The organism is Acinetobacter calcoaceticus ANC 3811 (genome assembly GCF_000399665.1).
Taxonomy (GTDB): domain Bacteria; phylum Pseudomonadota; class Gammaproteobacteria; order Pseudomonadales; family Moraxellaceae; genus Acinetobacter; species Acinetobacter calcoaceticus_B.
The window spans coordinates 123,222-136,836 of the sequence record NZ_KB976985.1; the positions used below are offsets into that span (position 1 = coordinate 123,222).

The 13,615-nt window shown below is 37.8% G+C and carries 11 protein-coding genes and 3 tRNA genes; 3 read left to right on the forward strand and 11 right to left on the reverse strand.

What is annotated here, in order from left to right; all coding sequences use genetic code 11:
• Positions 1-3: 3 nt before the first annotated feature.
• From F935_RS00595 to F935_RS00615, 5 genes are all read right to left on the reverse strand, one after another.
• Positions 4-80: transfer RNA gene (locus F935_RS00595), tRNA-Asp, on the reverse strand.
• A gap of 47 nt (positions 81-127) precedes the next feature.
• Positions 128-204, reverse strand: a tRNA-Asp gene (locus tag F935_RS00600).
• 24 nt (positions 205-228) lie between these two features.
• Positions 229-304 (reverse strand) — tRNA-Val (locus tag F935_RS00605).
• Positions 305-512: 208 nt separating this feature from the next.
• On the reverse strand, positions 513-1,016 hold the full coding sequence (gene elsL, locus F935_RS00610) for a cell wall-recycling L,D-carboxypeptidase ElsL (protein WP_016137130.1): 504 nt from the start codon (positions 1,014-1,016) through the stop codon (positions 513-515).
• A gap of 158 nt (positions 1,017-1,174) precedes the next feature.
• Positions 1,175-1,534 carry a YbaN family protein gene (locus tag F935_RS00615; RefSeq protein ID WP_016137131.1) on the reverse strand — a complete coding sequence of 120 codons (360 nt, stop codon included), beginning with the start codon at positions 1,532-1,534 and terminating at the stop codon, positions 1,175-1,177.
• Positions 1,535-1,637: 103 nt separating this feature from the next.
• On the opposite strand from F935_RS00615, the gene F935_RS00620 reads away from it, so the two are divergent.
• From F935_RS00620 to dapE, 3 genes are all read left to right on the forward strand, one after another.
• Positions 1,638-2,519 (forward strand): DUF1853 family protein, encoded by an 882-nt coding sequence (locus F935_RS00620; protein ID WP_016137132.1) that lies wholly within the window; start codon positions 1,638-1,640, stop codon positions 2,517-2,519.
• 122 nt (positions 2,520-2,641) lie between these two features.
• The gene (locus tag F935_RS00625) at positions 2,642-2,785 is read left to right on the forward strand and encodes an entericidin A/B family lipoprotein (protein ID WP_003655297.1); all 144 of its coding nucleotides are present in this window, start codon (positions 2,642-2,644) and stop codon (positions 2,783-2,785) included.
• Positions 2,786-2,910: 125 nt separating this feature from the next.
• Positions 2,911-4,044, forward strand: a complete 1,134-nt coding sequence (dapE, locus tag F935_RS00630) for a succinyl-diaminopimelate desuccinylase (RefSeq protein WP_016137133.1) — start codon at positions 2,911-2,913, stop codon at positions 4,042-4,044.
• A gap of 134 nt (positions 4,045-4,178) precedes the next feature.
• Here the strand turns inward: dapE and F935_RS00635 are convergent, their stop codons facing one another.
• The 6 genes from F935_RS00635 to F935_RS00660 all read right to left on the reverse strand — a co-directional run bounded on the left by F935_RS00635 (position 4,179) and on the right by F935_RS00660 (position 13,608).
• Positions 4,179-5,060: an alpha/beta fold hydrolase gene (locus tag F935_RS00635; RefSeq protein ID WP_016137134.1), complete on the reverse strand. Its 882-nt coding sequence runs from the start codon at positions 5,058-5,060 to the stop codon at positions 4,179-4,181.
• A gap of 344 nt (positions 5,061-5,404) precedes the next feature.
• Complete coding sequence (locus F935_RS00640; protein WP_016137135.1) at positions 5,405-5,872, reverse strand: hypothetical protein; 468 nt, start codon at positions 5,870-5,872, stop codon at positions 5,405-5,407.
• A complete protein-coding gene (locus F935_RS00645) occupies positions 5,872-10,377 on the reverse strand; it encodes a hybrid sensor histidine kinase/response regulator (RefSeq protein ID WP_016137136.1) in 4,506 nt (1,501 codons plus the stop codon). Before F935_RS00645 ends, F935_RS00640 begins: the two co-directional genes overlap by 1 nt.
• Before the next feature lie 148 nt (positions 10,378-10,525).
• On the reverse strand, positions 10,526-12,607 hold the full coding sequence (locus tag F935_RS00650) for a methyl-accepting chemotaxis protein (protein WP_016137137.1): 2,082 nt from the start codon (positions 12,605-12,607) through the stop codon (positions 10,526-10,528).
• Between the two features lie 42 nt (positions 12,608-12,649).
• A complete protein-coding gene (locus F935_RS00655; RefSeq protein ID WP_016137138.1) occupies positions 12,650-13,186 on the reverse strand; it encodes a chemotaxis protein CheW in 537 nt (178 codons plus the stop codon).
• A 59-nt stretch (positions 13,187-13,245) separates the two neighbouring features.
• A complete protein-coding gene (locus tag F935_RS00660) occupies positions 13,246-13,608 on the reverse strand; it encodes a response regulator (RefSeq protein WP_016137139.1) in 363 nt (120 codons plus the stop codon).
• Positions 13,609-13,615: the final 7 nt, after the last annotated feature.

Consider the following 13,615-nt stretch of genomic DNA (forward strand, 5'->3'; position numbering starts at 1 on the left):
AAGTGGCGCAGCGGACGGGGCTCGAACCCGCGACCCCCGGCGTGACAGGCCGGTATTCTAACCAACTGAACTACCGCTGCACTTTCACAATATCGAAATTGTGGGGTAAACGATGTTAAGTCTTAAGTGGCGCAGCGGACGGGGCTCGAACCCGCGACCCCCGGCGTGACAGGCCGGTATTCTAACCAACTGAACTACCGCTGCACTTGAGAGCTTAACGTAAAGGCTTGGTGGGCGCTGACGGGATCGAACCGCCGACATTCTGCTTGTAAGGCAGACGCTCTACCAACTGAGCTAAGCGCCCTTTAACGTCTTCATCGTTTGTGAGGTGCATTATAGAGAATCTTTAACAGGTGTCAAACGCTTTTCGACTTCTTTTTAAAAAAATGCGAATGAATGATTAAAAATAAGTCATTATTAAGTAAAAAAACAATTTTTTGTATTTTATTTAAACACTTATTTCAATATTTTCTACATTTACACAGCTAATCAATAAGAGATAAAACTCGCACTCAGGTCAAAGATTGTTCAGATAAATAAACTAATGCATCTTCAGCCACTAAATCAAATAGCTCAATGATTTCTTCATTACGCATTCGAACGCATCCATGTGACATTGGCACCCCCATTGGTTGCGTGTCTGGAGTCCCATGAATGTAGATATAACGTTGCATGGTGTCGTGGCCTTCGCCTTTATTAAAGCCTTCTTCTAAGCCATCTAACCAAAGAATACGAGAAAGGATCCAGTCTCTCTCAGGATATTGAGCAGCTAACTCAGTGCTATAAACCTCCCCTGTTGGCTTACGTGCAATAAAAACTGCATTTTGTGGAGACTCGGCACCAATTTTCTTTGCCACTCTATGCCATCCGCGTGGAGTTCTGCCGGTATTGTCCTGCTCACCAATTCCATTCTTTCCCGTAGAAATGACATAAAACTTATTATATTTAGGTAACGTTAATGTTTGGTTCGCTAAATCGATAAGAACATCAGCATCTTCGAGCTTAAATTGAGACATTGAACTTATTCTCTTATATCAACTCAAATACATTGAGTTTAATTAAAAAATTGTTGTAAGGGCTTGTCTTGCACTGGAAATAAAAGATTATTAATCTTCTTTTATCTACGCACAGTTTCACTGCTTGTCTTACGCCAAAACAAAAGATTATCAATCTTTTATTTTGGCTCAGGGCGTAGCCATAACCAAACTGCAACCAAGAACATAGTAATATCAGTAAAAGCCTTGACTAAAAGTGGCGCTGAAGTAAATAGCATGATAACTCCGCTAATCGCCATCATTATGCTTGCAATCCACTTCGCTTTACGAGGCACCGTGCCATTGGCTCGCCAATCACGTAGCGTTGGACCATATTTAGGATGATTTAACAACCAATTATCCATTTGTGGCCAGCCTTTTGACGCAGCCCAAGCAGCCAGAATCAAAAACACTGTTGTTGGCATACCTGGTAAAATTGCTCCAATAATGCCTAGCGTGATAAAAATCACCACTAAAGTGCGCCAGAACAATGTTCGCATATAGAAACCTTAACCTGCTGTTAGCGTTAGTATAAAGTGTTTTTCTAATATTTTTTGTTGATCCGCTATGAAATTAGGATGAATTACTTCGAGTATTAAATGTATGAATATTGCCTCAGTTAAAACTTCCTATTTCGAGCCATGGCTTCAATTTCAACATCCTATAGTTCGACAGCTCGCCTTTTGTATTGCTAGTCCAAATTTACTTTGCCAACCGCCAAAAAGCTTAGATATACACCATCACTTTAAGCTACATACAACCGAGTTTTGGGAAGTTCATTTTCAAAATTATTTACCACGTTTAAAAGAGCTCGATCAAACTCCAGAACCTTTAATTGAGTTTTTATCTCAGCTTAAAAGTACACGTCTAGGTCTACGCTTTGAACATCTACTCTGGTTTTGGTTACAAGAGGATCAGTATCACTCCTATCAATTATTGGGACATAGTATTCAAAAAATTGAGGGGCCAAAAACATTAGGTGAACTAGATTTTTTAATTTTAAATAAAGGAACTCAAGAAATTGAACATTGGGAGGTAGCCTTAAAATATTATCTCGGTGAGGCAGATTTACATTTAGAGCAATGGATTGGTCTAAACCGTCAGGATACTTTAAGTAAAAAGCTTTATCATTTTACGGACAAACAATTTCAGTTTCTTGAAGCCTTAAACTTCGAAATTCAACAACGCTTTGCAGTTTTAAAGGGACAACTTTATCTTCCTCTGGATTTAAATTTGCAGCAATCGCTACCTGATTGGGTAAATTTAAAGCGTCGTTTGGGATATTGGGGTACCACAATTCCTCATTCTTCTTTTTATCGATTAGAAAGACACGAATGGCTTTGTCCAAATAACCAACCTAGTTCAGCTCCAGCACAATGGTGGACAGACGGTTTATATTGTAAAAATAGTCAGGAAATTCTGTTTTATATGTTTAGACATCCTTCACACTTAAAATTTAAGTCCAACTTGCAGAAATTTAAATAATTAACAAGAAATTTAAGCTTCCAGAAACATTTTATAACGTTTTTACTATTAAACAGTCATGTTTCTTTTTACGTTTGTTTTTTAATCTAAATTTACTTCATTATTAAATTTAAACGGAGAAAATGATGAAAAAAGTTTTAGCTGCTTCTGTCATGATTGCTGTTGTTTTAACAGGCTGTAATACGTTTAAGGGTTTTGGGAAAGATGTTTCTAAAGCAGGTGATGCTGTAACGAATACTGCTGAAAAAACACAAGATAAAATGTAAGTTAGAGTTATCACTAAAAAACCTTATCGTTCCGATAAGGTTTTTTTATTTTTACATACCCATCACGTAGAGATTCGCCTATTATATCGAACTATATTTCACCTGATCAGCACGCAATTTCCGGTATGAACCATTCAGATACTCTCTCGCTTAGCCTAGAACTTTTACAACAACCTTCTGTTACTCCAATCGATCATACTTGTCAGACCATCATGGCAGACCGTTTAAGCCAAGTTGGTTTTCATATTGAACCAATGCGTTTTGGTGATGTAGATAATCTCTGGGCACGTCGCGGAACTGAAGAGCCTGTATTTTGTTTTGCAGGTCATACTGATGTTGTCCCGACAGGTAAGTTAGAATCTTGGAATTCAGACCCTTTTGCACCAGAAATTCGCGATGGGAAATTATATGGTCGCGGTTCGGCAGATATGAAAACAGCTTTGGCTGCTATGGTTGTCGCATCTGAGCGTTTTGTAGCAAAACATCCAGACCATAAAGGATCTATTGCATTTCTGATTACTTCCGATGAAGAAGGCCCTGCTGTTAACGGTACGGTCAAGGTTATTGAGACTCTTGAAGAACGTAACGAAAAAATTAAATGGTGTTTGGTGGGTGAACCTTCAAGTACTCATAAATTAGGTGATATTGTTAAAAATGGGCGTCGTGGTTCGCTTAATGCGGTATTAAAGGTCCAAGGTAAACAAGGCCATGTGGCTTATCCACATTTAGCACTTAACCCCATTCATGAAGCATCACCTGCTTTAACAGAGCTATGCCAAAGCGTTTGGGATAATGGAAATGAATATTTCCCAGCAACATCATTTCAGATTTCAAATATTCATTCTGGAACTGGTGCAACCAATGTCATTCCAGGTACTTTAGAAGTTACTTTTAACTTCCGTTATTCAACAGAAGTGACGGCTGAACAGCTTAAACAACGTGTTCATGAGGTTTTAGATAAACACGGTTTACAATATGAAATCGTTTGGAATTTGTCTGGTTTACCTTTCCTAACTCCAGTGGGTGAACTCGTTAACGCCGCTCAAACTGCTATTTTAAATGTAACTAGCACTGAAACCGAGCTTTCAACCAGTGGTGGTACTTCTGACGGACGTTTTATTGCTCCAACAGGCGCACAGGTATTGGAGTTAGGAGTTCTTAACGCAACAATTCATCAAATTAATGAACATGTTGACGTGCATGATCTTGATCCACTCACTGATATTTATGAACAAATTTTAGAAAATTTATTAGCTTAAAATATTAACGCTCAATGAATAAAAAGCATCCTTTTTAGGGTGCTTTTTATTGTCTTAAATTGTGAGTACATTCTTTGAAAATTTTAAAATGTGACTCACATTCTCGATTTTAGATAGCTGGCCATACACAATACTTAAAGCACTTCTTTTGAATGGTTATCTATCCATTGTAATATAGTAGGCCAGACTTCCTTAGCGGCATTTTGACTAAGTGCGATTCTACTATGAGAATAATCTTCTAGATTATTATTAGAAAGGCCAAACTCACGAAATATGTTATTTTTATTTTCAAAGGCTTCTAAATATTTATAACATCCTTTAACTGGTGCAATAAATTTATCACCAGACCCACAAATGGAATATATTGGAACCTTAATAGAACTCATAAATTTTCTATAATCAATATCTTTAAATTCACTTATAAAGTTTTGTTTTAAATTCCAGTTAAACCATGGTTTCATTGTGTAATAGGTTTCATTGACTCTTCCTAACTTGAATGTACTAGCAGGAACCTGTCCTAGACTTTTAACAACCAGTTTTGCAGAAAGTAACTTAAGAAAGTCAAATCGGTGGCCTACTGCTCCATATGCTTGGCAAGCAACAAAAGTAATACTTTGAATAAGATTTAAATATTCAGAATGATTAATCAAGAACATTGTTAAGCATAGCCCTCCTCCACTATGGGTTACACAGTGTAAAGACGAAATATTTAAATGATTATAAATATAGTTAAAGGCAGCTTTATATTCATATAGTGCAATGGTTTCAAAATTGAATGGAATATTTGTTTTTGGGCTTGTGCCATGCCCTCGCCATTCTAAAATAAAACAGATATACCCGTGATTTGCCAAATAGTCTGCAATACCCATACAAACAGTCTTGTCTGAAAATGCACCATGAGATAAGAAAATTGCTTCTTTTTTTATCAGAATGTCCTCACTTCTAGCAATCTTCCATAAAGCAAATTCACCATGGTCATCTGTTTCTAAAATATACAGCTCTTTATGAATTGACATTTATTTTCTACTGTTGCAAAGATTTTGTTTTGGATTAAATTTCTATGTTTGATTCTGGAAAATACGAAGCTCATTTTTTAAATATAATTTAAATCTATGTCCTTTTAAATATTCAATTTAAATACATTTAGAATTAGCAGCCATTAAAATTCAATACTATTATTAGATTATTTAAATTCCATTATTGATATTCAATATCAAAAACACCCACACAAAATATAAATTCACAATGTAAATAAAGCAATTACTTCTTAATTCATGTTGTATAACTATGAACTACGTTATCTCTTATCAAATAATTTCATCTCCACCTAAAAAAAGGAACTCAAATGAGTTCCTTTTTTTTATAGATGAAGCGAGTTTTGGATATATTGCAAATTAGGAACGTGGTAGCGTTGATCCTCCATTCGCACATATTTAAATACAGTTGGGTGCTGCAAAGCATCTTGTGTATCTTCACTTTCATCTACGACTTCAGAAATACGTAAACGAACTGAAGCTGGCATAGATTTGCAGATGAGTGCAAAACGTTGGCTGATATCTTCACTTTCAATAACTAATGCCACCGCTCGTGAATCAATTTCATTATGCACAGAATAGACCGGAAGCTTTACGTCATGCCATTCAATATGCTTAATACCATTTTTAACATCCATCGCTGATAACACGATGTTTTGTGGCAATAGCATCGGAACTTGCTGATCACATTCAATAATATATGCATCAATAAAACCAGTTGAAACAGTAATTAAATGTTGAAGTTCTTGCTGATCCATTTCACTAATTAATGATGTACTTATCTGACTCTTCATTAGGCAAGTTCCTCTTCACGTGTCGTGAAAAAAGCTTCAATATTGTGAAGTAAATCTTCTTCTTGGAAAGGTTTACCCATGTATTGGTTAACCCCTAAAGCAAATGCTCGTTCACGATGTTTTTCACCAGTTCTTGATGTAATCATAATGACTGGCATATCTTGATGTAGGTCATGATGTCGAACAAGATTAAGTACCTCAAAGCCATCCATTCGCGGCATTTCAATATCAAGCAGCATTAGATCTGGCTTAATATTTTCCAGCTGCTCAATTGCATCAATACCATCTTTAGCAGTGACTACGTCATAGCCTTGACGTTCAAGTAAACGAGTCGTTACCTTACGCACTGTAACAGAGTCATCTACAATCATAATGAGACGGCGTTCGTCAGACTCGCGTTGTCTATAGATAGCCTCATTAAGTGGCTTATGTCGGCGGGTAGACTGAATTTGGCGAGCAATATTTTGCCCATCTAGAATTAGACAAACTTGACCATCACCTAAAATAGTTGCGCCTGCAATCGCACCAATACTAGAGAACTGCTGCCCGATTGGCTTAACTACAATCTGCGCTCGTGAACCAATAAGCTGATCAACCAATAATGCAATGGTTTGTCCATTATTTGTCTTAATCATTAATACTGGTAGCGAATACATCATCCCACTTAAACGTGGAATCGGTTGATTACCAACAAACTCAGATAAATAGCGTAATGGATAACGTTTATTTTCAAATTCAAAGAATTCTTGTGCGCTTCCAAAATACTGTTCTAATGATGTTGGTGAAACTCGAACAATTCGATCAATTTGAGCCAATGGAATTGCAAATTGTTGATCAGCAACTTTAACCATTAAGGCATCACTAACAGCTACTGTCGTTGGAACACGTATTGTAAAGATTGTTCCTTGCCCATAAACAGAATCGACACTCACATGTCCGCCCAAAGCTTTAATATCACTTTGTACGACATCTAGCCCGACACCACGACCTGAAATCTGAGTGACTTGATCGGCTGTACTTAACCCTGGATGGAAAATCAGCTGTAAAATATCTTGATGTTCTAATACTTGTTCAGGATTAATCAAACCCGATAAGAGGGCCTTTTGACGAACTTTCTCGATATCAATACCTCGACCATCATCCTTAAATGTAACAACAACATCCGTACCTTGACGATTAATATTCAGTTCAATGCGTCCAGTTTCTGGTTTTTGCGCTTGTTCACGTTGTGCACGATCTTCTAAACCATGGTCAATTGCATTTCGAAGCATGTGCTCAAGTGGCGTAACCAAACGCTCTAGCATTGTCCGATCTAGCTCACCTTCGGTATTATTAACAAAAAGCTCTGCTGGTCGATCCAATGCCGTAGAGGTCTGTCTCACAATTCGTTGTAAACGAGGTAGCAATCGAGAGAATGGTACTAATCGCGTTCGCATTAGACCTTCTTGAATTTCGGCCTGAATACGTGATTGTTGTACCAGCAAACTTTCGGTGTCTCTGATTTTTTCGGATAATGTGTTTTTGAAATCCACTAAATCCGATGCAGATTCAGCAAGTGATTTCGATAATTGATTCAATGAAGAATATTGGTCCATCTCTAGAGGATCAAATTCTGTATAACGAGAATGCTCAATACCGTGTTTTGCAATAATCTGGCTTTCTAATTCGCCTTCCATTCGACGTAACTGGTCTGCAAGTCGTTGAATGGCTAATTCCATTTCCACTAGCGTATGGCCAAATTGACTGAGATCCATTTCAATTCGTGAACGGTTAATCGAATTTTCACCAGACAAATCAATCATTTTCTCGATTAAATCTGCTGAAACACGAATCATCTCATTATTTTGTTCAAGATGCTGTGTCTGTTCCCATGCTCCCAACATTGGCGGTGGTTCTGCACCATCACCTTGCACGAAGCTCATGACAGGTTCCGAACTAAATAGATCAGTTCTAGTCAATTTACTTGGAATTTGTATTGCAGTTTCAATAAACTGAATATTTTCTAAACTTTGTTGTAAACCATCGAAATGTTGATAGTTTTGCTTGAAAATTGCCTCTTTTAACCAAACAATCGCACTTTCTAGCAAGTTGTCATAAATATTTGAGCTAAAATGATAAAGCGCAAATTTTTCAAAAGCATTTTCAAGTTGATAAGCAATCGCTTGTACGGTTTCTAGTCCCAGCATACGGGAACCACCTTTCAAGCTGTGCACTGCTCTTTGTAGCTGAAGCAAGATACTACGATTAGTACGCTGCTCAAACCATTGCTTTAATAGATGATCGGCCATCTCTAACAGCTCAGCCGCTTCCTCCATAAATGCCTGTTCGACAACAGAATTAATATCCTGATCTTGGATACTATCTGTATAGCCTTCTGTATCAAAAACTTGTAATTCTGTGTGTTCAACAAGCCTATTATTAGACTCAACAATCTGCTCAAAATTAGAAGTTAACTCATCGAGATTTAACGCAGTATTGTCTATAGCTTCTTGTTGTAATACTTCAAAAGTTAATTCCGCTATAACATCTGTTTCAGACTCAGCTTGCGTCTCTTTAACAGCAGATCCAAGTGAGTTATATACCTTAGCTGCACTCTTAAGCGCTTGAATAGTATGAGAAGCAGCATAATCCAGATGCTGTTCACGTACTATTTGTAGACGATCAGCCAAGTCATCTTGAACCAAACGGATAAAATCAATGAGAGCAGATGAAGTAATTAACTGTCTTTGAATTAGGCGCTCATAAATACTTTCTAATTCATGTGCGATTAAACCAATATAATTTGCCTGAATCATATTTGCCCCACCTTTTAAGGTATGCAAATAACGCATCAGATTATTAAGCGCAGCGAAGTTCTCTTGATCATTAATCCAAATATTAAGATCTGTATCCATTCCTTCAAGCAACTCATCGGCTTCTTCAAGAAAAATATCTAACAGCTCTGGATCGAAATAACGGTTTACGTGCTCAGTAGACATGAACTGGCGATCTAAATGCACACTTTGACTCATTGCTACATGATCAGTTAATGCACTTTCGACTGATGCCGAAGATTCATGTGATGTTTGTTCTACATCTGCACTAAATAACGACTCAACAACGTCCTGGTCAATATCTAATGATTCAGAATTAAGGCTTGGAATATGTTGGGTATATAGTTTTAGCTCTTCCAACACATTTTGGTGTTGCTCAATAATGCTAACTCTTTGACCCGCAGCTAATGCATCAAATAACTGAATTAATTGTTGATGTGCTTTTTGATAAATTTCAAAAACATAATCTGATTGTAATAAATCAGGGCGATCGAGCAATACGTCATAGCTATCTTTCAGCTGGTTCGTATATTCATATAAACCAACCATGGCCTGAGACTGAGTATGTTGCAATAGCACATCAGCTTGTCCACTTAAACGTTCAAGATAGTGAGGAAACTCAGAACGAATTCCCTTCTCAAAATCTAACTCTGCATCAAGTAATTCTGAAACATCGAGCTGTAACAGCTGAGAGACTAGACCATGTGGAGCCGTGAGCGGACTTGAATGCTCACCATGCTGCTCCATATAAGCATCCCAAACCTGATTGAATTGTTTCAGGTTAGAATCTAATTGTTCATTAGAGCAATGTGCAGCTAATAGATCTAAGCTATTTCGAATAAACTGACGGTAATCACGAAGTAGCAAAATTTCTTCTGAATGAGAAGAAAGCTCTTCTTGCAATAAGATTTTGAATAAATGCTCAACCTTGGTACTAGCATCAAAAATTGCTTCTACCTGAGCCATTGCCGAGCTGCCGCGCAACGTATGTAATGCACGGATGAGCGCATTGTAACTCTCATGCTGATGTATTTCTTGTTCTAAGAACTGATCGATAGTCGCTAAGTGCTCTTCCGCTTCTTCCATAAATAAAACTAAGGTTTCAGCAAGGTTATGTTCACTTTCTAAAGTTGTTTCTAGAGTTAAATTATCTGATTCCTGTTCTAAACTATCTACCTCTAAACCAGTCTTAGTTTCCGCAGTGAGAGTATCCGACAATAATAAAAGTTCTTCTAAAGCAGGCTCTAAACTTTGCTGTTGTTGTAATTGTTGTCCCAATAAAATAAGAGGTCTAAAATCTAGTGCATGTTCCTTTTTAGATTTAAAGTCACCTACTAATTTAAAGAAATAGAACTTAAATACCAACTGAACATATTGTTGGATGTTAGGAGTTAATGTGAGACTCTCATTGATTACCCGATTAAGCGTATCTTCTACAGTCCAAGCAAGCTCAGCAGAGGATTTCGCTGCAATCATTCGCCCGGAACCTTTCAAGGTATGAAAATGGCGACGGATGTCTGTCAGCGTAGCAACATTTTTAGATTGCATCCATTCATGAATCAAAGATTGCAATTCAACAAAAATTTCTTCAATTTCTTCAACAAAAATATCAAGAAATTCGTCATCTTGTTGAGAGTAGCTATCTTCCGGTAGCATCATTGCTTCAGTTAAAGTTTTTAATATTTCTTTCATAGCAAAGGCTTCTTTTGCTTGTCCCCTAAGTGGAGAAAAACGACAGAGTCAACACCAGATAAATAACTGTGTCCCCAATATTTATCTGGTGTTGTTAATACTTTTTAGAAGAATAGCTAGTATAAAAATAGCTATCCTCGTCCCCAATTTAATCAGGTAATTTAAAGTCCGTTACCGATTCACGTAATGACTCTGCCATATTTGCTAATTCAGAAACAGAACGCGCTGTATCGAATGTTGCAGTTGTCGTTTGCGAAGTAATTTCTTGTACGACGGTCATGGTTGTCGCAATGTGACTCGCAGATGCCGACTGAAGTTTTGCTGCATCAGAAATACTGGCCATTAAGTTTGCCAAGTCACCAGATACTTTTTGAATCTCGTCCAAGGCAATACCCGCATCTTTTGCCAAGTTCGCTCCGCGCACAACCTCAGTTGTTGTTTGTTCCATTGAAATAACAGCTTCGTTAGTATCGGTCTGAATTGTTTTAACCAGAGTTTCGATCTGTTTAGTTGCCGATGCTGAACGTTCCGCAAGACGCTGTACTTCATCTGCAACCACGGCAAAACCACGTCCTGCTTCACCTGCCATAGATGCTTGAATTGCTGCATTTAATGCAAGAATGTTTGTTTGGTCCGCAATGTCATTAATTAACGATACGATGTTACCAATTTCTTGTGAAGACTCACCCAAACGTTTAATACGTTTAGAAGTTTCCTGGATCTGTTCACGAATCGTGTCCATACCTTCAATTGAACGGTTTACCACTTGAGCGCCATTAGAAGCAATTTCTACCGAACGTTCTGCTACTTCGGTTGATTCCGATGCATTTGAAGATACTTGGTCAATTGATTGCGCCATTTCATTCATTGCGGTTGATGCGCCGGCAATTTCTTGTGCCTGATGCTCAGATGCTTCTGCCAACTGGTTAGTAATATTTTGTGTATCCTGCGTATAGCGGGCAACTTCCTGAGACGTCTCATGAATTCGGGATACAAGATCACGTAATTGGTCAATCGCAAAGTTAATCGAGTCAGCAATCGCTCCTGTGAAGTCCTCAGATACCGTTGCATATGAACGCAAGTCACCATCTGCCAAGTCGGCAATTTCATCTAGTAAACGTAAAATCGCGTTTTGGTTACGGTCATACTCTTCTTGCAAGGTAGCTACACGTTGTTTATCAGCTTTACTACGAAGTGATAAAAGCTTTAAGACTGAACTAATTAAACCAATAAGTGATAATGTAAGAAGTGCAACTAAAGCAAAGGCTTTCCAACCATATTGTGTTTGCTCAGAAAGATCACCCAATACAGATAACATGTCATCAGATTCCGAGAGAATCTCACCTGATGACTGACGTACGTTTACAATCTGATCTGTATGTTGAAGAACTGATGCCGCTGCAGATTTTAAAACTTTATCATATTCAGATTTAATACCTTCCAAAGATTCACGTACTTCTGGAGACTCAACTCTAGCAACACCCAATTCAGCATTCCCGTTTAGCTGTGCATTTAAATACACACCAAACGTCTCAATATCGACACTAAAGTCATGTGCTGAGGTCTGAGAGTTTTCTGTACCAACCAAAACGGTGTTAATAGAACGTAAAATACGTTCTGCAATAAATACTTGGTTCTTAGCAATAATCACCTGACTACTTGGTGCTTTTTCGCGAACCATCTTATCTACCATCAAGTTATATTCAGCTTGAATCTCAGGAATAGAATCACTAATCGAGATGTTCATGTTATATAACTGATTAATTACGTCCTGATGTGACGAGATCAAGTTAATGTCATACGACAAGGCTTTCCACAGAACCGCAACCTTTTTGTATTCTTTTGAAGATGTACCATGAATATTTTCAACATCTTTGATATTTTCTGCAAAAAGTTTATTTGATTCAGCTAAGTCTTTCATAGCTTTAGGTGAACCAGAAGCCGTTGCTTCTGCAGCCTGTCTAGAAATCGTTTGTGATAATAAACGTAACTCACCCAAACTACGTGTTAATTCGTTATGTCGAGGTACGCTATAAAATAAATAAACGAGCGAAGTTAAAGCAAATACCAAACATAACAACGCTACATAAAGGATAGGCTTGGACTTTTCACTTTCCCCAAATAAACTGGCGTATTGCTCAATTCCCGATTGGATTTTTGCAATAAAATTGAGACCCGATTTTTCGGACGCAACACGATTGCCGCCTTTCTTTTTAAGCTTAAAGCCCATAGCTTCTCCCCAGAAAATACTCTGTTTTTCACAGCGTAAAAATTAGTTTATAAATTTTGTCGATGCATTCATGTAATGTGGGTTTTGCAATAAACGACTAAATAAAAAGACATGCCAATGCTGGTTATGTTGGTGAAAATAACCTTGGCAATAATCTTTTAGGTTTTCCTCTAAGTCGAAGCTTTGAGAAAAAAAACTTTTTTTATTAAAGTGCTGAATCCCCAAGACCTGATCCACAACCAACCCCACATACTGGTCGTGATGGCTAATACATAACACTTTTTGGGCAGACGAAAATGTACTTCGTTGCCCTGAAATAAAATGAGCCAAATCAGAAACCGAAAGCAACCTTCCCCGAATGTTAGCCAAACCCTTTACCCAACTTTGAGCATTTGGAACTGGCGTATATTTCGGCGGATAGATAACTTCTGACACTTCCCCAAGTGGTGCGACGAAGTATTGCCCTCTCATTTCAAAAGCAATCCCTGACCATCGCTGTGCTTCATTTTGAACTGAAGCGTAATTCTTATTACCCCGTTTAGACAAACGAAGTAACTCGATAAATCCATTCGCTGCCATACTCGATCCTATAAAACGGGCACATAACCCCGTTATTTATGTTTTTATGGATGGATGAGTTAATTTAGAAATTGTTTAATTACATCAATCAATTGCTTTTCTTCGATAGGTTTAATCAGATAGTCGATTGCACCTTGACGCTTGCCCCATACTCGGTCAGTTGCCTGATCTTTAGTACTCACAATGACCACAGGAATATGTTTAGTTTCTTCATCACGGGTAATCTGGCGTGTTGCCTGAAAGCCATTAACACCTGGCATTACAACATCCATTAACACTAAGTCAGGCTGTTCCGCTTTTGCCAAAGTTACACCATCTGCACCATTAGATGCTTCAAGTACATCATAGCCATGCTTGGTTAGAATTTCTCTAAAACGATAAGTTTCTGTTGGTGAGTCATCAACAATAAGAATACGTGCCATTTCTTTG

What these genes read in the sequence shown, in the direction of transcription:
- F935_RS00655 (WP_016137138.1), bottom strand. Translation starts at nt 13,186, where the DNA reads ATGGCAGCGAATGGATTTATCGAGTTACTTCGTTTGTCTAAACGGGGT.
- F935_RS00645 (WP_016137136.1), bottom strand. Translation starts at nt 10,377, where the DNA reads ATGAAAGAAATATTAAAAACTTTAACTGAAGCAATGATGCTACCGGAA.
- F935_RS00635 (WP_016137134.1), bottom strand. Translation starts at nt 5,060, where the DNA reads ATGTCAATTCATAAAGAGCTGTATATTTTAGAAACAGATGACCATGGT.
- F935_RS00660 (WP_016137139.1), bottom strand. Translation starts at nt 13,608, where the DNA reads ATGGCACGTATTCTTATTGTTGATGACTCACCAACAGAAACTTATCGT.
- F935_RS00625 (WP_003655297.1), top strand. Translation starts at nt 2,642, where the DNA reads ATGATGAAAAAAGTTTTAGCTGCTTCTGTCATGATTGCTGTTGTTTTA.
- elsL (WP_016137130.1), bottom strand. Translation starts at nt 1,016, where the DNA reads ATGTCTCAATTTAAGCTCGAAGATGCTGATGTTCTTATCGATTTAGCG.
- dapE (WP_016137133.1), top strand. Translation starts at nt 2,911, where the DNA reads ATGAACCATTCAGATACTCTCTCGCTTAGCCTAGAACTTTTACAACAA.
- F935_RS00640 (WP_016137135.1), bottom strand. Translation starts at nt 5,872, where the DNA reads ATGAAGAGTCAGATAAGTACATCATTAATTAGTGAAATGGATCAGCAA.
- F935_RS00620 (WP_016137132.1), top strand. Translation starts at nt 1,638, where the DNA reads ATGAATATTGCCTCAGTTAAAACTTCCTATTTCGAGCCATGGCTTCAA.
- F935_RS00615 (WP_016137131.1), bottom strand. Translation starts at nt 1,534, where the DNA reads ATGCGAACATTGTTCTGGCGCACTTTAGTGGTGATTTTTATCACGCTA.
- F935_RS00650 (WP_016137137.1), bottom strand. Translation starts at nt 12,607, where the DNA reads ATGGGCTTTAAGCTTAAAAAGAAAGGCGGCAATCGTGTTGCGTCCGAA.